Source organism: Streptomyces sp. Q6 (assembly GCF_036967205.1).
GTDB classification, from domain to species: domain Bacteria; phylum Actinomycetota; class Actinomycetes; order Streptomycetales; family Streptomycetaceae; genus Streptomyces; species Streptomyces citrinus.
Genome location: NZ_CP146022.1, coordinates 5,775,531 through 5,799,601, shown reverse-complemented (window position 1 = coordinate 5,799,601; position 24,071 = coordinate 5,775,531). Strand labels below are relative to the sequence as shown.

Sequence of the window (24,071 nt, the reverse complement as noted above, 5' to 3'; positions counted from 1 at the left end):
ATGGGAGGAGGGGGGTGGGTATGCGACCCGGTTTACCTGATGGTCCGGGATACGGACAGACGGCCCGCGCCCCTGGAGGGGTGGTCAGCCACCGGTACGTCCGACCCGCTCAGCCGACTCGGCGTCCCCGCCACCGTCCGACGCCGTCCCCTCCACTGCGCCCCGCGAACGCCCTCGCTCACTCAACTGCCGGACCACTCGCACCAGTTCACCCGGCTCGAAGGGCTTGGCGAGGAAGGCGTCGACCCCGACGTCCAGCCCGTTCTCCACCTCGTACTGGGTGCAGGCGCTGACGACGACGATGGGCAGATCGCTGGTGTGCTCGTCCCCACGGAGCCGCGCGGCGGTCCGCAGCCCGTCCAGACGCGGCATCACGACGTCCAGAGTGATCACGTCGGGCCTCACCTCGTGCACGACGTCCAGGCATTCGGCACCATCGGCCGCGGTCACGACCTCGAAGCCCTCCAGCTCGAGATTGACCCTGATCAGCTGCCGGATGACCTTGTTGTCGTCCACGACAAGGACCCGGCCGGACGCGCCTGGCACAACTCGAGAGTAGGTCGACACCGGCCACCGCGTCCGGGTTTTCCCCACTTCCGCCCCGTACGGAGCCCGTCCGGGGTTTGTACGGCTCCGTACGGGACCCACACCGGGCCGCGCCGGGCCCACACCCGGAACCCCGACGGCCTCTCCCCCACCCGAAATACCTGTTCATGAGGACCCGGGATGAGCTGGTAGGGTTCTACCCGTCGCCACGCACCACGTGGCCACGCCCCCGTAGCTCAGGGGATAGAGCAACGGCCTCCGGAGCCGTGTGCGCAGGTTCGAATCCTGCCGGGGGCACCTTGGATTAGGTGCCTAAAGACCCCGTCACCAGCAGAGATGCTGACGGCGGGGTCTTCTTGTGTGTGCGGGTGCATGGCGTGCCGGGTGGTCTCACGGTCGGGGCTGCGTGGTGGGCGTGGGTGCGTGGTCGGTGAAATAGTCCAATTCGCCACCTACTTGAATCTGGTCAGATGCGCTCACACTCGAGCACATGGGGGCAATCGGGGATCGTGACCGGGACGTATGCCATCGCTGCTCAGAGGCCGGCCCCACCGTGCGTGATCGTGGGCGCATCAGCTTCATGGCCAGACTCTGCGACGGGTGCTGGAACGCCCTCGCCAACCAGATGGCAGAGGCCGACGGGGCGACAGCCGTTCCCCAGCCTGTGCCCGACCCTGATGACGTGTCCTGGATCGAGCCGCCGAGGTGTCCGCTGTGTGGGGCCGAGATCCGGATATGCCCGACCAACTACGACCGCTGGGTCGGCCTGGCCCTGGTGGAGCTTCCCGCCAAGGAAGTTCCCGAGCGGTACCGGTGGCGGTTGACGCCGTTGCGGGGCCCGTCGCGTGTCACCACTGATGTGGTGGCTGTGCGGGTCCGGGGAGTCGACCCGCTCCCCGGTGACCTGGTGGTGCCGGTTCACCGCATGCTGTGCTTTCCCCACGAGGAGATCGCGGAGGCCGAACCGCGTGGCGCAGGCGACCAGCGGGCACCCCGTGGGCGGTCCACGGAGGAGTGACCGGCCGACGGTTGCCCGGCGGATCCGGGACTGTGTGCGGGTGGGCGCCGAGGATCAGGCCCGGGTCTCCGAAGGCCGAGGCAGCTGTTTCGTCGGAGAGTTCCCGGGGGGAACCGGGGCCGGCGCAGTGGACGCGCCAGGTCTGTCGCCGCTCGCCGTGGACCGCCCGAGCGCCCTCGTCCTCCTCAAGGTGTGCGACGTCGCCCCCGGCGGCCAGTGGGCGGGCGGCCATCCAGGCGCTGCGCACCGGCGGAAAAGCGTCCCTTCTCGGCCTCTGTGTCGCCAAGCCCCTCGGCCGACCGGTACGACCGTGCGCGGGACGGACCGCATCTCCGTGCCGTGATCGATCCGCACCGACCTCGATGGAGTGTTCCCATGGCCAATCTGGCCCAGTTCTTGACGGAGACGGCGCAGCGTCGGCCCGAGCGGATCGCGCTGCGGTTCGGCGCGGGGGCGCTCGGTTACGCGGAGTTGGAGGCGGACAGCGTGCGGGCCGCGGCGGTGCTGCGCGCTCAGGGTGTCCGGCGCGGGGACCGGGTCGCTCTGATGCTTCCCAATGTTCCCGAGTTCGTCAGCCTCTACTACGGCGTGCTGCGTGCCGGTGGTGTCGTCGTGCCGCTCAATCCGCTGCTGAAGAAGCGCGAGGTCGCGTACCACCTGGGCGACTCCGGTTCCCGGGTGCTGCTGGAGTGGCACCAGGCACCCGGTGAGGGGCGTGTCGGCGCGGAGGCCGCCGGAGTGCCCCATCTGTCCGTCGCACCCGGCGCGTTCGCGGACGGGGCCGTGGAGGCCGTGGCAGAGACGGACATCGCCGCGACCGCCGACACCGACGTCGCCGTGCTGCTCTACACCTCGGGCACCACCGGCACGCCGAAGGGGGCCATGCTCAGCCACGGCAACCTGCGGCACAACACCGAGGCCGTCGTCTTCGACATCCGGGCGGTGAGCGAGGGCGACGTCGTGGTCGGCTGTCTTCCGCTCTTCCACGCCTTCGGTCAGGTCTGCGCCATGAACGCCGCCGTGCGCGCCGGCGCCTCGCTGACCCTGATCCCCCGCTTCGACCCGGCGGCCGTCCTGCACGCCATCGACCGGGACCGGGCGACCGTGTTCCAGGGCGTTCCCACGATGTACGCCGCGCTGCTCCAGCATCAGCCGGACGTGGACGTGTCCACGCTGCGTCTGTGCACCTCGGGAGGCGCGTCCCTTCCGGTGGAGGTCCTGCACGGCTTCGAGCAGCGTTTCGGCTGCACGGTGCTGGAAGGGTTCGGGATGTCCGAGACCAGCCCGGTCGCGACGTTCAACCATCCGGACCGGCCGCGCAAGGCCGGGTCCGTCGGCACGCCGATCCGGGACGTGGAGGTGCGCCTGCTCGACGAGAGCGGGCACGACGTGGCCGCCGGCGACATCGGCGAGCTGTCCGTACGCGGCCCCAACGTCATGCAGGGCTACTGGAACCGGCCCGAGGACACGGACGCCGTGATCCCGGACGGCTGGCTGCGCAGCGGGGATCTCGCCCGCCGGGACGAGGACGGTTATCTGTACATCGTCGACCGCAAGAAGGACATGATCATCCGCGGTGGGTTCAACGTCTACCCGCGGGAGATCGAGGAGGTGCTCCACGAGCATCCCGCGGTGGCTCTGGCCGCCGTCGTCGGTCTGCCGGACGAGCATCTCGGTGAGGAGGTCGGCGCCGCGGTGGTGCTCCGGCCCGGGGCCGTGGCGACGCCGGAGGAGCTGCGGCAGTTCGCCAAGGACCGGATAGCCGCCTACAAGTACCCGCGCCTGCTGTGGCTGGCGGACTCCCTGCCGACCGGGCCCAGCGGCAAGATCCTCAAGCGGCAGATCGTCCGGCCGGCCACGGCCTGACCCTGGGGACCGTCGGGTGCGTCCCGCTCGGCGCGGGTGGCCGGATTCTTGCGGGGATCGGCCGTCCGGCCAGTCGTGCGGGGCGGGTGGGCGCGCCGAGGGTGGGGGCATGAAGGTTCTTTGGGTTGTTGCGCATCCGGAGCGGCGGTCTCTCACCGGGACGCTGTGGGAGGAAGGGACACGGGCGCTGGAGGAGGAGGGCCATGAAGTGCGCGTGTCCGATCTGTACGGGATGAACTGGAAGGCCGTCGTCGACGAGGGGGACTTCGCCGAGGAGGCGGGGAGCGGGAGGCGGTTGTTCGTCGGGCGGGCTCAGGAACGGGCCTTCAGGGGTGGGGGGTTGAGCGACGATGTGCGGGCCGAGCAGGAGAAGGTGCGGTGGGCCGATGTCGTCGTCTTCCACTTCCCGATGTGGTGGTTCGGGCCTCCGGCGATCCTCAAGGGGTGGTTCGACCGGGTGCTGACGCAGGGGTTCGCGTTCGGGGTCGCCGACGACGACGGAGGCGTGCGGCGGTACGGGGACGGGGGGCTCGCCGGGAAGCGGGCCTGGGTGGTCACCTCCGTCGGGGCCCGCGCGTCCGGGTTCGGGGCGCGCGGGGTGCACGGGGAGATGGAGGAGGTGCTGTTCCCCTTGCTGCACGGGACCTTCTGGTACACCGGGATGGAGGCCCTGCCGCCCTTCGTCGTCTACGGCGCCGATCGGTGCGATGCGCGCGGGTACGCGCGGACCGTCGGTGAACTGCGGCGGCGGGTGCGGGAGTTGGCGGGGATGTCACCCCTCGCGTATCGGCCCGAGCGCGGTGGGGAGTACGACGATGCGCTGGTGCTGCGGGACGATCTCGCTCCGGGGCGGTGCGGTGTCGGGGTGCATCGGCGGGACTCCCGTTGAGGAGCGTCGCTGTACCGTGAACCTGTGAGCTCGGAAGATGCGCTGCGGCCCCAGTCCCTGCTGCTGTCGTTCCTCGGGGACCATGTGCTCGGGCGGGACGTCTGCGTGTACTCGGGGAGCGTCATCGAGGTGTTCGCGCGGGCCGGGGTCGGAGAGCAGGCGACCCGGTCGACGCTGGCGCGGATGGTGCAGCGCGGGCTGCTCAGGAAGCAGCGCGAGGGGCGGCGGATGTACTTCGGGCTCACCGAGCGGTGTGAGGACGTGCTGCGTGACGGGGAGCGGCGGGTCTGGCACGTCGGGGCCGTCAACCGGGAGTGGGACGGGTCCTGGACGCTGCTCGGGTTCTCGCTGCCGGAGTCGTGGCAGCGTCAACGGCACGATCTGCGGGCGCGGTTGACGTGGAGCGGGTTCGGGCCGCTGTTCAGCGGGGTGTGGATCGCGCCCGGCGTCGTGGACGTGACCGCGCTCGTCGCCGAGCTGGGGCTCGGCGCGCACGTGAAGGTCTTCCGTGCGCACGCCGACGACGGGACGGACATCGACGCGATGGTCGAGGAGACCTGGGGGCTCGCCCATGTCGCCGCCGCCTACGAGGAGTTCGGGGCGCGGTGGGAGGAGCGCGGCGGGCAGCCGCCGGACGACGCCGGGGACGCGCTCGCGCTGCGGCTCACCCTTCAGACCGACTGGCTGCGGATCATCCGGCGCGATCCCCGGCTCCCGGTGAAGCATCTGCCCGACGACTGGCCCGCCGAGCGTGCCGAGAAGACGTTCCGCGCCGTGCACGAGCGGCTCAGCCCGCTCGCCGCGTCCGGCGCGGAACGGCTCATCGACCTCGTTCCCGTACGGGACGAGCCGGGTCAGGCGTAGAAGCGGGAGAGGCTTTCCAGGACCGCGGCCGGCTTCGGGTGGCCCTCGATCTCGATCGTGCCGTTCACCGTGATCTGCACGCCTCCGCCCGCGACGTCCTCCACCGACGCGAGTCGCGCGGTGAGGCGGATGCGGGAGCCGACCTTGACCGGGGCGGGGAAACGGACCTTGTTCAGGCCGTAGTTGACCTTCGTCGTGACGCCCTGGACGTCGAGGAGGTCCGTGAAGAGCGGGATGAAGAGGGAGAGCGTCAGGTAGCCGTGGGCGATGGGGGCGCCGAAGGGGCCGGCCGCCGCCTTCCGCGCGTCCACGTGGATCCACTGGTGGTCGCCGGTCGCGTCGGCGAACGTGTTGACGCGGTCCTGGGTGATCTCGATCCAGCCGCTGGTGCCGAGGGCGCCCTCGTCGGTCTCCGCGAGCTTCTTGAGTTCGGCCAGGCCGTTCACGGTGACGGTGTTGCTCATCAGGTCGGGGTTCCTTCTGTGTGGGACGTCGGGATGTGCGGACGGACGTTCAGGGGTCAGGCCGTGTTTCTGCCGTAGTGCTCGCGCACCCGGGACTTGAGGAGCTTTCCGGAGGCGGTGCGCGGGAGTCGGTCCGCCACCACCAGGGATGTGGGGATCTTGTACTTGGCGAGGTGGCCGGCGAGGGAGGCGAGGATCTCGGCCGGGTCGGGTGCCGTGCCCTCGCGCGGGACGATCACGGCACGCGGCACCTCGCCCCACTTGTCGTCGGGTACGCCGATGACGGCGCACTCCGCGATGCCGGGGTGGGCGAGCAGGGCGTCCTCGATCTCGGCGGGGTACACGTTCTCGCCGCCGGAGATGATCATGTCCTTGATGCGGTCGACGATGTGGACGTAGCCGTCCTCGTCGACGCGGGCCGCGTCGCCGCTGCGGAACCAGCCGTCGGCGAAGGCCGCCGCCGACTCGTCCGGCAGGCCCCAGTACCCGGGCATCACGTGCGGGCCGCGGACCAGGATCTCGCCGGTCTCGCCGACCTCGGCCGGGGCGCGGTCCGGCCGCACGACCCGTACGTCGGTGAAGAAGTGCGGGACTCCGGCCGAGCCCGCCTTGGTCACCGCGTGCTCGGCGTCGAGGAAGAGGACGCCGGGCGAGGCCTCCGTCATGCCGTAGCCCTGGAGGAAGGTGAGGCCGCGGGCCTGGTACGTGGCGATCAGGGAGGTGGGGACGGGGGCGCCGCCGCAGAGGAGGGTGCGCAGGGTGGAGAGGTCGGCGCTCCCCCAGCTCTCCTCCCGCGCCACCAGGTCGTACATCGTCGGGACCCCGAACATCGTCGTGACGCCGTACCGCTCGATGAGGGTGAGGGTGCGCGCCGGGTCGAAGGACTCGACCAGGACGCAGGTGCCGCCCTTGAGGAGGACCGGCAGGGCGAGCATGTTGAGGCCCGCCGCGTGGAACAACGGGGCGGACACCAGGGCGACTTCGTCCGCGGCGACGTCGGTGTCGACGAGGACGTTGAGGGCGTTCCAGGTGAGGTTGGCGTGGGTGAGCATGGCGCCCTTGGGGCGGCCCGTGGTGCCCGAGGTGTACATGATGATGCAGGTGTCGTCGCCGGTCACCGGCTCGTCGATCGGCTCGGCGGAGGGCGCCGCGGCGAGCAACTCCTCGTAGGGCGCGCCGACTTCGACGTACGTACCGACGTCGGTCTCGGCCGGCAGGCCCGCGACCAGGCCGGCGTGGCCCGGCGCGTACACGAGGGCCCGTGCCCCGGAGTCGGCGAGCTGGTAGGCGATCTCCGGGCCCGCGAGGCGGGTGTTGAGCGGGACGAAGCAGGCGCCGAGGGCGCCCACCGCGAACAGGGTCTCGACGTACGACGGGTGGTTGGGGCCGAGGTAGGCCACGCGGTCGCCGCGCCGGATGCCACGGGCGCGCAGCGCGTGGGCCAACGCCGTGCAGCGGGCGTGCAGTTCGGCGTAGGTGAGGCGGTCGCCTCCGTGGATCAAGGCGGTGCGGTGCGGCGTCTTGCGGGCCCTGCGTGCGGGCCAGGAACCCAGTCCCTCGTTGCGCATTCCCCACTCCTCTTCAGGGCTTGGTCAGACCGAGCAGGCGGGCCGCGTTGTCCTTGAGGATCCGGGGGCGTACCTCTTCCTTGATGTCCAGCTTCGCGAAGTCGGCGAGCCAGCGGTCGGGGGTGAGCACCGGGTAGTCCGAACCGAAGAGGACCTTGTCCTTGAGGAGCGTGTTCGCGTACTGGACGAGCTGCGGCGGGAAGTACTTGGGCGACCAGCCGGAGAGGTCGATGTGGACGCCGGGCTTGTGCGTGGCGACGGCGAGGGCCTCGTCCTGCCAGGGGAACGACGGATGCGCCAGGATGATCTTGAGGTGCGGGAAGTCGGCCGCGACGTCGTCCACGTGCAGCGGGTTGGAGTACTTGAGGCGGATGCCTCCGCCGCCGGGGACGCCCGCGCCGATGCCGGTCTGGCCGGTGTGGAAGAGGGCGATGGCGCCCGTCTCCTCGATGACCTCGTACAGGCCGTACGCCATCCGGTCGTTGGGGTAGAAGCCCTGGATGGAGGGGTGGAACTTGAAGCCCTTCACCCCGTACTCCTCGACCAGGCGGCGGGCGGCGCGCACGCCCGCCCGGCCGCGGAACGGGTCGAGGGAGGCGAAGGGGATGAGGACGTCGGGGTTGGCGGCGGCGGCCTCGGCCACCTCCTCGTTGGGGACCGGTGCGGTGCCGGTCGCCGACTCGGCGTCGACCGTGAAGACGACGGCCGCCATCTTGCGCTCGCGGTAGTAGGCCGCCATCTCCTCCAGCGTCGGCTTCCGCTTGCCCTCGATCTTGAAGTACGCGGAGGAGGCCTCGTGCAGATCGTCGTCGAGCGAGGCGTGGCCCCGGGAGGAGACCTCGGCGTGCGTGTGGACGTCGATGGCCACCAGGTCGTCGATGTTCACGACGCCTCCGGGACGCGCGGGGCGGGGATGCCGACGGTCTGCGGTTCGGCGCCGAGCGAGGTGGGCCAGGCGTCCGCGAGCGTGTCGGGGCTCCAACCGCCGTCGGCGTAGGCCGCCTTGATCTCCTGCGGGTGCGACCAGAGGGTGACGCGGTCGCCGCCGATGCCGATGGCCTGGCCGGTGATGTCGCGGGCCTCGTCGGAGGCGAGGAAGGGGACGAGCGCGGCGCAGTCCTCGGGCGTCCCGAAGCCCTCGCCCTTGCGCAGGAAGCCGGGCAGCGGGGTGCCGGCGCGCAGCGCCTCCACGTACGGGGCGAAGGCCGGGATCGTCTCGGTCATGGCGGTCGCGGCGACCGGCACGATCGCGTTGACGGTGACGCCGGCGCGGGCCAGTTCCATCGACCAGGTACGGGCCATGGCGGCGATGCCGGCCTTGGCCGCGGCGTAGTTGGTCTGGCCGAAGTTGCCGCGCTGGCCCGCCGGGGAGCCGACGAGGACGAGGGTGCCGCCCTCGCCCTGCTCGCGCATCCGGACGGCGGCGGCGCGGGCGCAGGTGAAGGTGCCCTTGAGGTGGGTGGTGATCACCGCGTCGAAGTCGTCGTCGGTCATCTTCCACAGGACCTTGTCGCGCAGGATGCCCGCGTTGGTGACCAGGATGTCGAGGCGCCCGAACTCCGTCACCGCGCGGGCGACCAGGCGGTCCGCGGCCTCGGCCGTGCCGACCGGGACGACCTCGGCGACGGCGGTGCCGCCCGCGTCGGCGATGGACTTCACGGCGGCGTCGGCGACGGCCTCGTCGATGTCGTTGACGACGACCGAGGCGCCGTGGGCGGCGAGGGCGTGCGCGTAGGCGAGACCGAGGCCGCGGCCGCTGCCGGTGACGACAGCGACCTTGCCGGTGAGATCGATGACGGAGCTCGTGGACACGAGTAAGTCCCTCCAGGGTGGGGCGGTTCGAGGGTGGGCGGGCCCGAGAAGGGTGAATCCGGGGGCTGCATGGAAGGTAAGAGCAATAATTGATGTCGTCAATAGTTGTCGCCGCCACTCTTCGTGCGGGAGACTGGCTCCGCACGCCGCACCCCGCCAGCACCAGGGAGACCGCATGAACCCCGCCCCCATCGACGCGCACGAGCCATGGATGCGCGCCCTGCACGCCGACACCGGCTACCTCCTGTACCGGCTCGGCCTGCGCTCGGGGCAGCTGTTCAACGCCTCGCTCCAGGAGTCGGGGCTGCGCCTGCGGCACTACGCCGTGCTGCGGTTCCTGGCCTCCGAGGCGTCCGGACGGGGCGTGCTCCAGCGGGAGTTGAGCGCCGGTCTCGGCTACGACCCGAGCGCGATCGTGGGCCTGGTCGACGATCTGGAGAAGGCCGGGTTCGCGGAGCGGCGGCCCTCGCCCGACGACCGGCGCAGCCGCATCGTCGTCCTCACCGACAAGGGCCGGTCCTACCTGCGCGACTCGGACGAGGCGGGCCAGCGCGTCACCGGCGAGCTGCTGGAACCGCTGAGCGCGAAGGAGCGCGAGGCGCTGCACGCGCTGCTGCTGCGGGTCGCGGAGGCGGGCCTGGGCTGAGGAGGCCCCGCCACCGGCGGCGCACGGGATGATGTTGTGCAGAATATTGACGGCCGCATGATTGGTGCCTAACTTCCACCGGGCACCGGTGCGGTCCCCCACCGGTGTCTCGGCCAGGCATCGGCATTGGGAGCTCCTCGTGCAGCCGTCCCGCTCATCCGCTCACGCGCCAGACGCTCATCCAGCCCAGGATCTGCGGCAGTTGAGACGTGTCGCGGTCTCCGGACTCATCGGCACCGCCGTCGAGTTCTACGACTTCCTCGTGTACGGCACGGTCGCCGCCCTCGTCTTCGGCGACCTGTTCTTCCCGCAGGCCGACCCCGCGGTCGGCACCATCGCGGCGTTCGGCACGTTCGCCGCCGGCTACGTCGCCCGGCCGCTCGGCGGCATCGTCTTCGGGCACTTCGGCGACCGGCTCGGCCGCAAGTCGATGATGCTGCTGACCATGGCGCTGATGGGCGGCGGCAGCTTCCTCATCGGCGTCCTGCCCACGTACGACGCCATCGGCGTGTGGGCGCCGGTGCTGCTCGTCACGCTGCGCGTGGTACAGGGCCTCGCGATCGGCGGCGAGTGGGGCGGCGCGACGCTCATGGTCGTCGAGCACGCCGAGCGCGCGCACGGCGGGCGGCGCGGACTGTGGTCCGGGTTCACCCAGCTCGGCGCCCCGCTCGGCTCGGTGCTCTCGGCCGGTACGGTCACCCTCGTCTCCTCACTGCCCGACGACGACTTCCGGTCGTGGGGCTGGCGGGTGCCGTTCCTGGTCAGCGTGGTGCTGCTGGCCGTGGGCCTGTTCGTCCGCCTCAAGGTGGCGGAGAGCCCGCTGTTCACGCAGGCCACGAAGGAGCCGGCCCCGGCGAGGCCACCGGTCTTCGAGGTGCTGCGGCGGCCGAAGCCGGTGCTGCTCGCGGCGTGCGTCGGGATCGGCGCTTTCACCGCCCAGTCGCTGCTGACCGGGTTCATGATCTCCTACGCCGTCGACGAGGGGTACGCGCGGCCGCAGGTGCTGACCGCGGTGACGATCGCGTCCTGCGTCGCACTGGTCGTGCTGCCCGCCGCGTCCGCCCTCTCGGACCGGGTGGGGCGCCGCCCGGTCGTCCTCGCGGGGGCCCTCGCCTCGGCCGCGCTCGCCTTCCCGGTGCTCGCGCTGGTCGACTCCGGCTCCCCCGGACTGCTGATCCTCGCGCTCGCGCTCGGCCACGGCGTCGCCCAGTCGACGATGTACGGGCCGCTCGGCGCGCTGCTCACCGAGATGTTCGGCACCAAGGTCCGCTACACGGGCGCCTCGCTCGGCTACCAGGGCGCGACGCTGATCGGCGCCGGGTTCTCGCCGCTGATCGCGAGCAGCCTGCTCGCCTCGTCCGGCGGCGGCTCCACGCCCGTGGCCCTGCTGCTGTGCGGGGGCGCCGCGATCACCGCGCTGACCGTGTGGCGGATGCGCGAGACGCGCGAGAACGCGCTGGAAGCCCCCGTCGCCGCCCCCGCCCCGGAAAGGACCTCGCGTTGAGAGTCTCCGCCCTCACCCTCGCCGCCGCCGTCGCCGTCACGGGGCTGCTGACCGCGCCGCCCGCGCAGGCCGCCGCCGACCGCCACCTGGAGGGGCGACTCCCCTCGGGCGCCGCCTACTTGATGGACGTACCCGGCGACTGGAACGGCACCGTGCTGCTGTTCAGCCACGGCTACCGGCCCGCCGGATCTCCCACGTCCGCGCAGGACGCGCCGAGTGCGGACGCGCAGGCGAAGCTGCTCGCCGAGGGGTACGCGCTCATCGGTTCCTCCTACGCGAGCAACGGCTGGGCCGTGACCGACGCGGTGCCCGACCAGCTCGCCACGCTCGATCTGTTCACCGGGACGTTCGGTGCCGCGCGGCGCACGCTGGCCTGGGGCACCTCGTACGGCGGGCTCGTCACGACGACGCTCGCCGAGCGGCACGCGGACCGGTTCGACGGGACGCTGTCGATGTGCGGGCTCGTGCAGGGCGGTGTGGCCAACTGGAACAGCACGCTCGACCCGGCCTTCGCGCTCAGGACGCTCCTCGGCGCCGACGTGCCGCTGACCGGCTTCGCCGACCAGGGCGCGGCGCAGCGGGCGGCGGCCGCCCTCACCGCGAAGGTCGACGACGCGCAGAGCACGGCGCGGGGCCGCGCCGGATCGCGCTCGCCGCCGCGCTGCACGGCATCCCCGGCCACAACGACCCCGCGCAGACCGAGCCCGCCCCCGGCGACCGGGACGCCGAGCAGGCCAACCAGTACGCGGCGGTGCGCGGGCTGCTCCAGCTCCCCGCGTTCAGCTGGCGGCAGGAGGCGGAGAGCCGGGCCGGCGGCAATCCGTCCTGGAACACGGGCGTCGACTACACGGCGATGCTGCACCGCTCGCCGCTGTTCAAGGAGGTCGACGAGCTGTACCGGAAGGCGGGCGCCTCGCTCGGCGCGGATCTCGGCGCCCTGAACGGCGCACCGCGTATCTCGGCGGATCCGGCGGCGCTGCGCTGGATGCGCGGGACCAGCACGTTCACCGGCCGGCTCACCGATCCGCAGCTCGACATCCACACGACGGGCGACGCGCTGATCCCGGTCCAGTCGGAGGACGCGTACCGCCGGGCGGCGGACAGGGCGGGGTCGGGGCGGCTGCTCGCGCAGGCGTACGTCGACGGGCCCGGCCACTGCACCTTCTCCTCCGGCGAGATGCTGGGCGCCCTGCACGCCCTGGAGCACCGGATCGACTCGGGCCGCTGGGACGCCTCGCCCGGGAGCCTCAACTCCCGCGCGCGGGACGCAGATCCGACGGGAGCGGCACGCTATGTCCCGTACGTCCCGAGTTCGTACCCACGCCCGTACGACAGGTCGTAACACCTGATGACCCTCCGTGACGGCGGCGCCCGGCCGTCGCGGGGTCGTACGACTGTGACAGGCACCACCCATGACCAGCACAGGTTTACGTGCGCCTCGATGGGTGACTACGGTTCCGTGGATGTCTCGCAGCCACATGAACCTCGCAAACCTGAGAAGACGTGTGTCCGGGCGCCGGGGTTCCCTTCTGGAGGGATCGTGAGCGAACCGGTACGGCTGGCGGCGCATCGCACGCCCCTGCCCGAGCAGCGCGTGATCGTGGAGGCCCCTCCGGGGGCGGCGCGGACCACGGCCCCGGCCGCCGCGCGCAAGCACGGCAAGGCGCGGGACGCGTTCTTCGACAACGCGAAGTACCTGGCGATCGTGCTGGTCGCCATGGGGCACGCCTGGGAGCCGCTGCGCGGTGACAGCCGGGCGGCGTCCGCGCTGTACATCACGGTGTACTCGTTCCACATGCCGGCGTTCATCGTGATCTCCGGATACTTCTCGCGCTCGTTCGACGCGAGTCCGAACCGGCTGAAGCGGCTGGTCACCGGGGTGGCCGTGCCGTACGTCCTGTTCGAGGTGGCGTACACGTTCTTCAAGCGGACGGCCGGGGACGATCCCACGTACCCGATCAGCCTGCTCGACCCCTGGTACCTGACCTGGTTCCTGATCGCGCTGTTCGTGTGGCGGCTGAGCACCCCGCTGTGGAAGGTGGTCCGCTGGCCGCTGCCGCTGGCCCTCGCCATCGCGGCGCTCGCGTCGGTCTCCCCCGACATCGGCGACGACCTGGACCTCCAGCGTGTGCTTCAGTTCCTGCCGTTCTTCGTGCTCGGCCTGTGCCTGAAGCCGGAGCACTTCCAGCTGGTGCGCCGCAAGGAGGCGCGGCTGCTCGCGCTGCCCGTCTTCGCGGGCGCCCTGCTGTTCGCGTACTGGGCGGCGCCGCGGATGAACGCCGCCTGGTTCTACCGGCGCGACAGCGCGCAGGAGCTGGCGGCACCCGGCTGGAGCGGCGCCGTGATGACGCTCGCCATGTTCGGCTGCTCGGTGATCCTGGCCGCGTGCTTCTTCGCGTGGGTGCCGGGGCGCAAGCTCTGGTTCACGGCGCTGGGCGCCGGGACGCTCTACGGGTACCTGCTGCACGGCTTCCTCGCCAAGGGCTCCCGCTTCTGGGACTGGTACGAGGTGCACTGGGTGCACACGCCGTGGGGCGAGATCGTGGTGACGCTGGCCGCCGCGAGCGTGATCACCGTGCTGTGCACACCACCGGTGCAGCGGATGTTCCGGTTCGCGATGGAGCCGAAGATGGAGTGGGCGTTCAAGCGCGATACCGCGCAGGCCGCCCGCCGGCATTAACCCGGCCACACCTGTGGAACGTACCTCCGCCTCCCGGGATCTCCCGGGAGGCGGAGGTGTCTACCTCCTTGGAAACAGTGGGCGCCCGCATTTCCCCGGGCGCCTTGTCGAACCGCTTCCGCCTTGCCTAAGGTCCCCGGTAATTCCGAACTGGCCCGAAGGTGCGTGAGACGTGCAGGACCTCTCCGAGCTGAGCGAGCGGGCCGGGATCCCCGAGCGGATGCTGCGTTTCTACGTACGCATGGACTTGCTGCCCGACCTTCCCGCGTACGACGAGAGCCATGTGCGCCGCGTCGCGTTCGTCCGGGCGCTGCTCGACGTGGGCGGCCTCTCGCACCCGGCGATCCGGCAGATCCTGCGCCGTGTCGACACCTCCGAGCCCACGTTCGGGGAGCTCCTCGGCGCGGTGCAGTACGCCCTCCCGGTGCGCGGGTCGACCGCGCAGGACCAGGAGTGGGAGCGGGCCAGAGGGCGGGCCGAGGCGTTCGCCGCGCAGCGGCAGTGGCGGATCGGCGCGGACAACCCGGCCTGGCAGACGCTGACCCAGGTCCTGGTCGCGTGCGAGTGGCTGCGCCAGCACGACCTCCTCGAACTGCTCGGCGCGTACGCCGACGCGCTGGAGCGGCTCGTGGCGGTGGAGGTCGAACTGCTGCGCCGCAAGAGCGATCCGGAGACGGCGGCCACGAGCATGGTGTCGGGGACCGTGCTCGGCGATGTCGCGCTGTGCGCGCTGCGCCGGCTTCTCCACGAGCATTTCTCGCGTTCGGCGGACGACGCCGCGGCGCAGTTCGACGCCGCCGCACCCTTCGCGGAGTCGCGGTTCGCGGAGTCGCGGGATTCCGTGGGGCCGCGGGATTCCGTGGGGCCGGAGCATTCCGTGGATTCACCGGAGACGCACCACGCGTGAAAGTGACGCAGCACACAATCCCCCGACTTCCCACAACATCGGTTTCACGCCACTTAGTTGAGCGTTAATCAGGTACCGCGTGGTACGGCATGGCGCGGCTTGACACCCCCAGGCGGCCGAGGCATGCTCAACCCGATCTTCGGGCCCCCTTCCTCTTGACACCGCGGTCGAGGCGGGAAGGTGCGGTGACGAGCATCGACGGGGGCTGATAAAGAATGGACACCACTTCGCCGCGGGACCCACAGGGCGACACCCTGAATCCTGAAGGCGCGGCGCTCGCCGCCGAATTGCACGACCTGGAAACCGAACTCCTGGAGAGATATCGGCGCCTGCTCGTGGACCAGCACAACCCGCTGGGAATCGAGCAGGAGGCATGGACCACGTGCCGCCAGCAGGCCCAGCACATCATCGCGGAATGCATGCACTCGCTCCGCCACGGGACGCAGCCCCTGCTCAGTCGGCAACTGCTGCAAAAGACGCGGCGCCTGGGCGGTGCCCGCATATCCCAGGGCATCGCACCCGTGCATTCCGTACGGGCCGGGGCCCTGCTCTTCCAGGTCGTCATGGAGGCGCTCAGCGACGCCGTCGTACGTCACCCGGGCGCGGCCCACCAGTTGATGAAGGCCCTGATGAGCCTTCAGACCGCGATCACCAGGCGTCTTGAGGAAGGGGCGGGCGGCTTCGACCTGTTCCTGCTCGACGTGGTGCGCGACGCCGAGCAGCAGGGCCGGCACGGCATGGCCCGCGAGATCCACGACCGGATCGGTTCCGTGGCCTCCCTCGCCCTGCGCCAACTGGAGCTCTACGAGCTGACGCAGGGGCTGACGCCCGCCGCCGACGCCCGGCTCAGCAGCCTCAAACAGGCCATTCTGGAGACGCTGTACACGACGCGGGACATCGTCACCGAGCTGCGCACGCGGACCAACACCACCCGGTCGCTCCAGCTCGCCCTCCAGGCGTTCGTCTCCGCGATGGCCCTGGACGAGCCCGTGGTGGAGATCCGCGTCACCGACCCGGAGGACCTGCTGCCCCGGTCACTGGGCGACGACCTCTTCCTCATGCTCCGCGAGTGCCTGCGCAACGCGATCGCGCACGCCGCCGCTACGCGCGTCGTCATCGAGGTGCACGTCGGGAGCGAGGGGGTGCGGGCCACCGTGCGGGACGACGGGACCGGCTTCTCACCAGGGAAGTCCGCGGGCAACGGGCTGGCCTCGCTGACCGAGCGGACCGGGCTGCTGGGCGGCCGGCTCACCATCGACAGCGCGCCGGGCAAGGGCACGTCCGTCGCCCTGACGGTGCCCGTCGACGAGCACGACAAGGAGAACCATGGACAGCCGTACGGGTACGGACCGGCCGCCGGCGCATGAGCCGATCCGCATCATCGCCGTCGACGACCACTCGCTGCTGCGCGGCGCCCTGTGCGAGCTGATCAACGCCGAGGACGACCTGTGCGTCGTCGCCGACACCGACACCTCCCAGGGCCTCGGCGATCTGGTGGAGCGCCACCGGGCCGAGGTCGTGCTGCTCGACGTGGAGATGCCGGAGCACCACGCGCCCACCGTGGTCGCCGAGTTGGCCCGGCGCTTTCCTCGGCTGCACATCCTGATCCTGACGATGTACAACGACGCGCAGCTGGTGCAGGAGCTGATCGCGCGCGGCGCGCGCGGCTATCTCCACAAGAGCGTGCCGCGGGAATCCCTGCTGACCGCCATCCGCAATGCGGCGACGGACGATCCGCACATGACGATCGCCGTACCCGTCAGCGGAATGGGCGAGTCCGGATTCAGTGAACCGCAGCAGACGCTTTCCCCGCGCGAACGGGAAGTCCTGACGCAGGCCGCCGCCGCGCTGAGCAATCGCCAGATCGCCGGCCGCCTCGGTATTACCGAGGGAACCGTGAAGCGACATCTGCGCAACATCTTCGAGAAGCTCGGCGCGGTCTCCCGTATCGACGCCGTGAACAAAGCAGTTGACGCGCAATTGATCCGGCGTCCCAGAAAGTGAAGGGTGGGACACCCGCTCCCCGCATACACCTAAGGGAGCATGCACCCTGCGCCATGGAGAGCGTTTTATCCGGGCGCCATCCGGATTAGATTCACCGGTATGTCCATAGCGACACCGACAAGAACCGACGTACTCACCGACACCTCCCCGGAAAGGCCCGAACCACCTTTTCGGAATGGACCGTTCCGAATTCTTCTCCTCTGTGCCCAGGAATCCCGCTACGCGGTCCAGCTCATCTTTCTGCTCCGATTCAGCGTGGCCGCGGCGGCGCTCGTACCCGGCGCGGCCGTCTGGCTGTGCTGCGTCGCCTTCACCTATCTCTACAACGGCGTCAGCGACATCGGGGAGGACCGGGTCAACGGCTCGGCCCGGCCGATCGCCCGCGGCGCGCTTCCCGTGCCGACCGCGCGCCGCGTCTGTCTGCTGCTCGTGGCGCTCGCGCTGACCGGCGCGGCCCTGCTCGGCCCGCTGATGTGCCTGCTGACCCTGTGCATGCTGGCCCTCGGATACGCGTACTCCGCGCCCGCGTTCGCGCTGAAGCGGACGACGCCCGGCACCATGGTCGCCGTCCTCGGCAGCGGGGTGCTCACCTATCTCGCGGGGGCCGTCGACGGCACCGGCCGCCTCACGCCCGAACTGGTCGTCTTCGCGCTCGCCCTGACCCTGTGGATGGGGCTGGTCGGCGCGGTCGCCAAGGACTTCTCCGACACCGAGGGCGACGCGCGGCACGGGCGCCGCAACTGGACGCTGCAATGGGGCGGCCGGCGCACCGCGCTCCTGGTGACCTTCAGCTCGCTGGCCATCGGCGTCCTGCTCGCCGTCGCCGCGGTGCTGCTGTCCGCGCCCGGTCTGGCCGGGCCCGCGGCGACGGTGCTGTGCGGCGCGCTCGTGCTGTCCGTGGCGGCGCTGACCGCCGGGCCCGACGCGTCCCGCGCCCGGCGCCGGGTGCCGTACCGGGTCTTCATGGTCACGCAGTACACGGCGCACCTCATCACGTTCGCCCAGCCGCTCTCCTGACGGGTCATCACCGGCCACCGCTCGCCCGGCGGCCGACGCGGATGCGATGTCCGGAGCCGGACCGGAACCACACCAGAGCTACCACGGGGGACCCCCACATGCACTTCACCCAGACAGGCTTCCGAATACCCGACATCACCCCGCGCCCGGCCCCGGCGACCGCACAGGGCCCCACCCTCGGGCTGCGGATCCTCGGCCCGCTGGAGGCGGTCGGCACCGGCGGCCTCACCCACCGGCCGCGCGGCCCCAAGGTCGGCAAGCTGCTCGCGCTGCTCGCCGTGCGGGCGCACGACATCGTCGACGTGGACACGCTCGTCGACGAGCTGTGGGACGACGCTCCGCCGCCCACCGCGGTGAGCACCGTGCGCACGCACATCTACCACCTGCGCCAGGAACTGGAGCGGGCGCTCGGCCCCGGGATCGCGCGGGGCGTTATCACCACGGAGGCCACCGGCTACTCGCTGCGCACCGCGCCGGGCATGCTCGATCTGGAGAGCTTCACGCGCCTGCACGGGCAGGGCAGCGCGGAGCTGCGCGCCGGTCGCCGCGAGCGGGCCCTCGAACGGTTCGACGCGGCGCTCGGCCTGTGGCGCGGGCGCGCCCTCGCCGATGTGGCGCAGGGCCGGGTGCTCGCCGGGCACGCCGCCCGGATCGACGAACTGCGGGTGCGGGCGCAGGAGTTGCGCATCGAGGCGGCGATGGGCCTCGGCCTGCACCGCGAGCTGGTGCCCGAGCTGCGCCATCTGATCGCCGTCGACCCGCTGAACGAGTGGCTGCACGCGCGCCTCATCGACGCCCTGCACCGGTGCGGCCGGCGCGGCGACGCGCTGCGCGCCTTCCACGACGTACGGGCCGTGCTCGCCGAGGAGTTGGGGCTCGAGCCCTCCGCCGACCTGCGGCGGTTGCAGCACGACATCCTGGCGGGCGGGTCCGCGGCATGACCACCACGGCTGACACCGCCGTCCGGGACCCCGGTGCCGCGCCGGGACCTGTCGGCATCACCGTCTGGACCGTCCCGATCGCCGCCGCGTCCGCCGCGGCCGACTTCGACGAGGCGTACGCGGTCCTGGACGCGACGGAGCGGGAGCGGTTCGCGCGGCTGCGCAGGACCGGCGACCGGATGCGCTACCTCGCGGTGCACCACGTCTTCCGGCTGCTGCTCGGCGCGGCGCTCGGTGCCGCGCCCGCCGAGGTGGCGTTCCGCCGGTACTGCGCGCGCTGCGGGGAGGAGGGGCACGGCAAGCCGGTGCCGTACCTGCCGGGTGGCGCCACGCTCTCGGCGAGCCTGTCGCACTCGGCGGCGTACGCGCTGATCGCGCTCTCGGACACGGCGGACGTGCCGGTCGGTGTCGACGTGGAGCGGGTACGCCCCGAGATGGACTGGAGCCGCATCCCGTGCGTCGAGGGCGGCCGCACGACGCACGGCTTCGAGCAGTGGACGCGGGCCGAGGCGCTGGTGAAAGCGGCGGGCACGGGCCTGAGCCGGACCCCGCCGCGCTATACGGGCCAGGTCTTCGGCGGGTGGCGCGCGGCACGCGTGCCGGGCTCCGGACACGAGTGGTACGTACGCAGCGTGCGGTCGCCGCAGGGGTACGCGGCGTCGGTGGCGGCGGGCGTCGCGGGCGCTCGGGTCGGCGTACGGGAGTGGCGCCCCTGAGGACGGGGGTGACAAGAACAAGGGGGCGGCTTCCCGGAGCGGGGAGGCCGCCCCCTTGTACGTGTGCCGGGTGCGGGCGGGCCCAGGGCCTGTCTCCCGGATCCCTCCTGCCCCGCGTGCCAGGCGTCGCGGGGCAGGAGGGATCCGGGAGACAGGCCCTAGCGCAGCAGGACGCAGCTGGGGCTGGGCACCGGGAAGGGCGCGGCGGCCGGGGCCAGGCGGCCCGTGGCCGGGTCGAGGCGGAAGGAACTCACAGACTGGCCGGCCTGGTTGGCGGTGTAGACGTAGCGGTCGGAGGCGTCGAGGGCCACGTCGCGGGGCCAGCGGGTGCCCGGGGCCTTCGCGGTGACCGGCTGCGACTGGACGAGGTGCAGCCTGCGTCCCCGGTCGGCGGTGCGGAACGACTCGACCGTGTCCAGACCCCGGTCCGCGGTCACCAGGAACGCGCCGTCGCGGGTGAGGTGCACGGCGGACGGCGCGTTGCGCGGGTCGAGCCCCGCCGGGGCGACGGAGGCGTGCGCGACCGCGGCGAGCCGGCCGGTGTCCTGGTCGTACGTCCACGTGGTGACGGTGTGGCCGAGCTCGTTGGTGACGTAGGCGAGCCGGCCACCGGGGTGGAAGACGAGGTGGCGGGGCCCCGTGCCCGGCGGCGGGGCGGCGCGGAAGGCCTCGGTGAGGCGGCCGGTGCGGGCGTCGAAGTCGTAGACGTGGATACGGTCGGTGCCCTTGTCGGGGACGAGGACGCGGCGGCCCGCCGGGTCGAAGGCGACCATGTGCGGGTGCGGGCCGCGCTGTTCCTCGGGGTGCGGTCCGCGGCCGTGGTGCCGCAGGACCTGGACGGCCTCGCCGAGGGAGCCGTCGGGGGCGATCGGCAGGACGGCCAGGTGCCCGGAGTCGTAGTTCACGCTCAGCAGGAACCGGCCGTCGGGCGCGACGGCGAGGTGGACGGGGGCCGCGCCGTGGCTGGAGCGCGGGGTGCCCAGCGGGCGCAGGTGCTCGCCGTCGACGCGGTAGGCGTGCAGCGCGCCGGTGGCACCGCCGGGGCGCTGGCTGACGGCGTAGAGGCGGTCACGGTCCGGGGAGAGGGTCAGGTACGAGGGGTTCTCGATGCCGCGTTGCCAGCGGGCGAGGCGCAGTGCGCCGGTGGTGTCGACGCGGGCGATGCCGATGCCCGGCAGGCCGGGGAGGCCGTACTCGCCCTTCGTGAAGCCGCCGAGGTAGGCGAGCCGGGCCGCGGGGCGCGGTGGCCCGGCGGTCAGGGTGCGGGTCGCCGTCCAGCCGGCGGCGGAGGCGGTGGCCGCGGCGGCGAGGGTGAGGAGGTTGCGGCGGGTGGGGTTCATCGGGGGCTCCCGGGAGGGCGTGGCTTCGCGCCGTGGGTTCGGTGGTTCGTTGCCGGGGGCGGTGGGGTGAGGGTGGAGGGCGGGGCTGGTCGCGTCCCGCGGCGGAGCCGCTGTTCGGTCCGGTCCCGCCGGGCCCGCAGCCGAGTTGTTCGCGTCTACACCGTCGCGCCCAGGATCAGGCCCGGGGCGCACAGCACCGCCAGGCCCGCCGCCCCCGCGCCGATGAGGATCTGCCACGGGGTGCGCAGCGCGCGGACGCGGGTGGCCCGGCGGGCGGCCGCCAGGGCCGCCACCGACGCCGCCCACGCGGGGAGCGCGAGGCGGAGGGCGAGTTCGCCGGTGAACAGGGCGCCCGCGCGGGCGGAGACGCACTGGGCCGCCGTACAGACGGCCGGGACCGAGTCACCGGTCCAGGCGGCGGACCCGGCGCACCACACCAGGGGGCCACGGCGAGGAGCGCCGTCAGCCAGACGTAGGGGCCCAGTCCCGTACGGGTCCCGGTGCGCCGCCGGCGCACCGCGAACACGGCGAGCGCCGGGAGCCAGCCCGCCAGGACGCCGAACAGGCCCGCGTGCGACGCCTCGGCGAGCGCCGCCCAGACGCCGTCCGCGCCGTACGGCGCCCGGAGCAGCGCGAGGAGTCCGGTCGCCGCGGCGAGCCCCGCGGCGGTGTGCGCCCAGGTCCGGGCGAAGGAGGGGTGCCCGTCCAGGCGACGTACACCCCGGCGAGCGCGACGAGGAGCAGTGGCGGGCCCGCCGTCACGCCCCAGGCCAGCGGGAAGCCGGGCAGTCCCGAGCCGAGCGGCGCCGCCCCGCCGCCCCCGACGCCGAAGACGGCGGCGAGGACGGCGGTGACGCCCGCGGCGAGCACCGGGGCCGTGCCGGCGAGGCCGGACTCCGGGCGCCGATCGTGCCCCTCGTGCCGGTCGCTCTCCCCGTGCCGGTCCGGCTCGTCGGGAGAAGAGAGGGCACCGCGCCCCGAGGTGCCGCCGACGGGGGTTGGACGGGCTCGGGGCGCGGTGCGGTCCTGGGGGTGGTGGTCACCGGGAGGCCCCGGCGTGCTGGGCCGGGGCGGGCGCGGGGGCCGGCGGCGGGGTGGCCGAGCCCTCCCGCAGGCCGTACTTCTCCCACCAGCGGGCCAGCGGCGCGGGCGCCCACCAGGCCCACTTGCCGAGCAGCGCCATCGTGGCCGGGACGAGGAGGCCGCGCACGATCGTCGCGTCGACGAGGACCGCGATGACGAGGCCGACGCCGATCATCTTCATGAAGAGGATCGAGGACGCCATGAAGCCGCCCACGACCACGACCAGGAGCAGCGCCGCACTCGTGATGATCTTCGCGGTGCGCTGCACGCCGAGTGCGACGGACTCGACGACGTCGCCGCTGACCTCGTACTCCTCGCGTACCCGGGACAGCAGGAACACCTCGTAGTCCATGGCGAGTCCGAAGGCGATCGCGACGACGAGGACCGGGAAGTTGACGTCCACCGCGCCGATCGGGTCGAAGCCGAGGAGGCCGGAGAGATGGCCGTCCTGGAAGATCCACTTGATCGCGCCGAAGGCGGCGAGGAGCGAGAGGAGGTTGAGGATCACGGACTTGAGCGGCAGCAGCAGCGAGCCGAACGCCAGGAACAGGACCAGGAACGAGACGACCGCGACGAACAGCGCCATCCACGGGAGCCGTTCACCGATCATGTCGACGATGTCGACGCGGGAGGCGGGCATGCCGGTGACGAGGGCCTCGGCCCCGTCCGGCGGGTCCACCGACCGTACGTCGCCGACGAGGGTGCGCGCGGCGTCCGACATCGGGTCGGGCGTGTAGTGGAGGGTGACGCGCGCGGTGTCGCCCGCGGTGTTCGTCACGGCCGCCGAGGCCACGCCGTCGATCTTCGCCAACTCAGCTGCGTACGAGGTGACTTGGGCGGTGTCGGCGGGTCCGTCGAAGCGGACGACGGACGTCATGATCTGGGCGGGGTTCGAGGGGAAGTCGGCGGCGAGCTGCTTGCTGACGACCTTCGCGTCGGCGTCCGACGGCAGCACCCACTCGCCGGGCCGCGCCCAGTTCACGCCGAGCAGCGGCGCGCCGAGGCCGACCAGGACGGCGACGATCGCGAGCGTGGAGATCAGCGGCTTGCGCATGACGGCGTGCGCGGTGCGGTACCAGCGGCCTTGCGTCTCCGGCTTCGGGGTACGGGCGCGGCGGCCCGAACCGGGCAGCGGGATGCGCCACTTGTCGATGCCGTGCCCGGTGTAGCGCAGGAGGGCGGGCAGCAGGGTGAGCGCGCCGACCACCGCGAAGGCGACCACCGCCACGGCCGCGTAGCCCATGGAGGACAGGAAGCGGGAGGGGAAGAAGAGCAGTCCGGCGAAGGAGATCGCGACGGCGATGCCGGAGAAGGCGACCGTGCGGCCCGCCGTCGCGGTGGCCCGCTCGACGGCGGTGTCGACGTCGGCGCCCGCGTGCAGTTCCTCGCGGTAGCGGTTCACCATGAACAGCGCGTAGTCGATGGCGAGGCCGAGGCCGAGGATCGTGATGACGTTGATGACGGTGCTGGAGATGTCCGTGAACATCGTCAGGACGCGCAGCACCACGAACGAGCCGAGCGCGACGAACGTGCCGACGGCCAGCGGGAGGAGCGCCGCGATCGCGCTGCGGAAGATCAGCACGAGGAGGATCAGGAGGATCGGCACGGAGAGCATCTCGGCGCGCGCGATGTCCGATCCGGTCAGCGAGTTGACCTGTTCGGTCATCGCGGCGACGCCGCCGTAGCGGACGTCGACGCCCTGGGCCGCGAAGTCCTCCTTGATCTTGCCGAGGGCCTCGACCTGGTCCTGGTCCACGTCGCTGGTGAACTGCACGGTGGCGTAGGTCCGCGTGCCGTCCTTCGAGACGTAGGCGCCCTTGTCCTGGCCGCCGGGGTGCCAGTACGAGTCGAGGCGCTCGATGCCGGTGCGCGGTACGCCGTCGAGGGCGGCGCGCACGGCCGGGCCGAACTCCTCGAACGTGGCGCCGCTGCCGCCCTTGGCCTCGTAGAGCACGATCAGGTCGTTGGACTCGCGGCCGAGCGGGCCCTGGAGCACCTTGTCCGCCTGGACGGACTCGCTCGCCGGGTCGTCGAAGCCGGCGCCTCCGGTGAAGGAGGCGAAGACCCGGGTGCCCCAGACGCCGGCGAAGAGGGTGAAGACGACCGCCGCGACGACGACCCACTTGCGGCGCCGCGCGGTGAATTTTCCGATTGCGGCAAACACTTCTCTCTCCTGAATTCTTCGGCGAATTGACAGGGCGTCCGG

At 72.1% G+C, this 24,071-nt stretch carries 21 protein-coding genes, 1 tRNA gene and 1 pseudogene; 15 read left to right on the top strand and 8 right to left on the bottom strand.

Going from position 1 to position 24,071, the window contains the following annotated elements; genetic code table 11:
• Nucleotides 1-84: 84 nt before the first annotated feature.
• Nucleotides 85-594, bottom strand: coding sequence for a response regulator (locus V2W30_RS27090; RefSeq protein ID WP_338700543.1), 510 nt, complete (start codon nucleotides 592-594; stop codon nucleotides 85-87).
• A 177-nt stretch (nucleotides 595-771) separates the two neighbouring features.
• Between V2W30_RS27090 and V2W30_RS27085 the strand changes: the two genes are divergently transcribed.
• From V2W30_RS27085 to V2W30_RS27065, 5 genes are all read left to right on the top strand, one after another.
• Nucleotides 772-843, top strand: a tRNA-Arg gene (locus V2W30_RS27085).
• 385 nt (nucleotides 844-1,228) lie between these two features.
• Complete coding sequence (locus V2W30_RS27080; RefSeq protein ID WP_338700541.1) at nucleotides 1,229-1,564, top strand: DUF6083 domain-containing protein; 336 nt, start codon at nucleotides 1,229-1,231, stop codon at nucleotides 1,562-1,564.
• Nucleotides 1,565-1,939: 375 nt separating this feature from the next.
• Nucleotides 1,940-3,430, top strand: a complete 1,491-nt coding sequence (locus V2W30_RS27075; protein ID WP_338700539.1) for a long-chain fatty acid--CoA ligase — start codon at nucleotides 1,940-1,942, stop codon at nucleotides 3,428-3,430.
• Nucleotides 3,431-3,539: 109 nt separating this feature from the next.
• Entirely contained in the window at nucleotides 3,540-4,319 is a 780-nt protein-coding gene (locus V2W30_RS27070; RefSeq protein WP_338700537.1) for an NAD(P)H-dependent oxidoreductase, read from the top strand.
• Nucleotides 4,320-4,343: 24 nt separating this feature from the next.
• Nucleotides 4,344-5,183: a PaaX family transcriptional regulator gene (locus V2W30_RS27065; RefSeq protein WP_338700535.1), complete on the top strand. Its 840-nt coding sequence runs from the start codon at nucleotides 4,344-4,346 to the stop codon at nucleotides 5,181-5,183.
• On the opposite strand, the gene V2W30_RS27060 is transcribed toward V2W30_RS27065, so the two are convergent.
• Genes V2W30_RS27060 through V2W30_RS27045 form a run of 4 tightly spaced genes read right to left on the bottom strand, consistent with a single transcriptional unit; the run spans nucleotide 5,174 to nucleotide 9,027 of the window.
• On the bottom strand, nucleotides 5,174-5,647 hold the full coding sequence (locus V2W30_RS27060; RefSeq protein WP_338700534.1) for a MaoC family dehydratase: 474 nt from the start codon (nucleotides 5,645-5,647) through the stop codon (nucleotides 5,174-5,176). The two genes, V2W30_RS27065 and V2W30_RS27060, sit on opposite strands and share 10 nt — an antisense overlap.
• A 56-nt stretch (nucleotides 5,648-5,703) precedes the next feature.
• A complete protein-coding gene (locus V2W30_RS27055) occupies nucleotides 5,704-7,215 on the bottom strand; it encodes a long-chain fatty acid--CoA ligase (protein WP_338700532.1) in 1,512 nt (503 codons plus the stop codon).
• Between the two features lie 13 nt (nucleotides 7,216-7,228).
• Complete coding sequence (locus V2W30_RS27050; RefSeq protein ID WP_338700530.1) at nucleotides 7,229-8,101, bottom strand: amidohydrolase family protein; 873 nt, start codon at nucleotides 8,099-8,101, stop codon at nucleotides 7,229-7,231.
• On the bottom strand, nucleotides 8,098-9,027 hold the full coding sequence (locus V2W30_RS27045) for an SDR family NAD(P)-dependent oxidoreductase (RefSeq protein ID WP_338700529.1): 930 nt from the start codon (nucleotides 9,025-9,027) through the stop codon (nucleotides 8,098-8,100). The genes V2W30_RS27050 and V2W30_RS27045 overlap by 4 nt, the downstream gene beginning before the upstream one ends.
• 175 nt (nucleotides 9,028-9,202) lie before the next feature.
• Between V2W30_RS27045 and V2W30_RS27040 the strand changes: the two genes are divergently transcribed.
• From V2W30_RS27040 to V2W30_RS26995, 10 genes and pseudogenes are all read left to right on the top strand, one after another.
• Entirely contained in the window at nucleotides 9,203-9,673 is a 471-nt protein-coding gene (locus V2W30_RS27040; RefSeq protein WP_338700528.1) for a MarR family transcriptional regulator, read from the top strand.
• Between the two features lie 202 nt (nucleotides 9,674-9,875).
• The gene (locus V2W30_RS27035; protein ID WP_338700526.1) at nucleotides 9,876-11,177 is read left to right on the top strand and encodes an MFS transporter; all 1,302 of its coding nucleotides are present in this window, start codon (nucleotides 9,876-9,878) and stop codon (nucleotides 11,175-11,177) included.
• Nucleotides 11,174-12,519: pseudogene (locus V2W30_RS27030) on the top strand (alpha/beta hydrolase family protein). Before V2W30_RS27035 ends, V2W30_RS27030 begins: the two are co-directional and overlap by 4 nt.
• Before the next feature lie 258 nt (nucleotides 12,520-12,777).
• The gene (locus tag V2W30_RS27025) at nucleotides 12,778-13,857 is read left to right on the top strand and encodes an acyltransferase family protein (protein ID WP_338703773.1); all 1,080 of its coding nucleotides are present in this window, start codon (nucleotides 12,778-12,780) and stop codon (nucleotides 13,855-13,857) included.
• Between the two features lie 172 nt (nucleotides 13,858-14,029).
• Complete coding sequence (locus V2W30_RS27020) at nucleotides 14,030-14,764, top strand: MerR family transcriptional regulator (RefSeq protein WP_338700524.1); 735 nt, start codon at nucleotides 14,030-14,032, stop codon at nucleotides 14,762-14,764.
• 215 nt (nucleotides 14,765-14,979) lie between these two features.
• Nucleotides 14,980-16,131, top strand: coding sequence for a sensor histidine kinase (locus tag V2W30_RS27015; RefSeq protein ID WP_338700522.1), 1,152 nt, complete (start codon nucleotides 14,980-14,982; stop codon nucleotides 16,129-16,131).
• Complete coding sequence (locus tag V2W30_RS27010; protein WP_338700521.1) at nucleotides 16,091-16,768, top strand: response regulator transcription factor; 678 nt, start codon at nucleotides 16,091-16,093, stop codon at nucleotides 16,766-16,768. Before V2W30_RS27015 ends, V2W30_RS27010 begins: the two co-directional genes overlap by 41 nt.
• Before the next feature lie 255 nt (nucleotides 16,769-17,023).
• A complete protein-coding gene (locus V2W30_RS27005) occupies nucleotides 17,024-17,785 on the top strand; it encodes a UbiA family prenyltransferase (RefSeq protein ID WP_338700519.1) in 762 nt (253 codons plus the stop codon).
• A gap of 98 nt (nucleotides 17,786-17,883) precedes the next feature.
• Nucleotides 17,884-18,726, top strand: a complete 843-nt coding sequence (locus tag V2W30_RS27000) for an AfsR/SARP family transcriptional regulator (RefSeq protein ID WP_338700517.1) — start codon at nucleotides 17,884-17,886, stop codon at nucleotides 18,724-18,726.
• Complete coding sequence (locus tag V2W30_RS26995) at nucleotides 18,723-19,442, top strand: hypothetical protein (protein ID WP_338700515.1); 720 nt, start codon at nucleotides 18,723-18,725, stop codon at nucleotides 19,440-19,442. Before V2W30_RS27000 ends, V2W30_RS26995 begins: the two co-directional genes overlap by 4 nt.
• 158 nt (nucleotides 19,443-19,600) lie before the next feature.
• On the opposite strand, the gene V2W30_RS26990 is transcribed toward V2W30_RS26995, so the two are convergent.
• From V2W30_RS26990 to V2W30_RS26980, 3 genes are all read right to left on the bottom strand, one after another.
• Nucleotides 19,601-20,782, bottom strand: coding sequence for a lactonase family protein (locus tag V2W30_RS26990; protein ID WP_338700514.1), 1,182 nt, complete (start codon nucleotides 20,780-20,782; stop codon nucleotides 19,601-19,603).
• Between the two features lie 155 nt (nucleotides 20,783-20,937).
• Nucleotides 20,938-21,219, bottom strand: coding sequence for a hypothetical protein (locus V2W30_RS26985; protein WP_338700513.1), 282 nt, complete (start codon nucleotides 21,217-21,219; stop codon nucleotides 20,938-20,940).
• A gap of 602 nt (nucleotides 21,220-21,821) precedes the next feature.
• Nucleotides 21,822-24,029, bottom strand: a complete 2,208-nt coding sequence (locus tag V2W30_RS26980; RefSeq protein ID WP_338700511.1) for an MMPL family transporter — start codon at nucleotides 24,027-24,029, stop codon at nucleotides 21,822-21,824.
• Nucleotides 24,030-24,071 lie beyond the last annotated feature (42 nt).

Bases quoted from the DNA above. Each gene is read 5' to 3' on its own strand.
- V2W30_RS27075 (WP_338700539.1), top strand. From the start codon at position 1,940: ATGGCCAATCTGGCCCAGTTCTTGACGGAGACGGCGCAGCGTCGGCCC.
- V2W30_RS27070 (WP_338700537.1), top strand. From the start codon at position 3,540: ATGAAGGTTCTTTGGGTTGTTGCGCATCCGGAGCGGCGGTCTCTCACC.
- V2W30_RS27060 (WP_338700534.1), bottom strand. From the start codon at position 5,647: ATGAGCAACACCGTCACCGTGAACGGCCTGGCCGAACTCAAGAAGCTC.
- V2W30_RS27055 (WP_338700532.1), bottom strand. From the start codon at position 7,215: ATGCGCAACGAGGGACTGGGTTCCTGGCCCGCACGCAGGGCCCGCAAG.
- V2W30_RS27040 (WP_338700528.1), top strand. From the start codon at position 9,203: ATGAACCCCGCCCCCATCGACGCGCACGAGCCATGGATGCGCGCCCTG.
- V2W30_RS27015 (WP_338700522.1), top strand. From the start codon at position 14,980: ATGGACACCACTTCGCCGCGGGACCCACAGGGCGACACCCTGAATCCT.
- V2W30_RS27010 (WP_338700521.1), top strand. From the start codon at position 16,091: ATGGACAGCCGTACGGGTACGGACCGGCCGCCGGCGCATGAGCCGATC.
- V2W30_RS27000 (WP_338700517.1), top strand. From the start codon at position 17,884: ATGCACTTCACCCAGACAGGCTTCCGAATACCCGACATCACCCCGCGC.
- V2W30_RS26995 (WP_338700515.1), top strand. From the start codon at position 18,723: ATGACCACCACGGCTGACACCGCCGTCCGGGACCCCGGTGCCGCGCCG.
- V2W30_RS26990 (WP_338700514.1), bottom strand. From the start codon at position 20,782: ATGAACCCCACCCGCCGCAACCTCCTCACCCTCGCCGCCGCGGCCACC.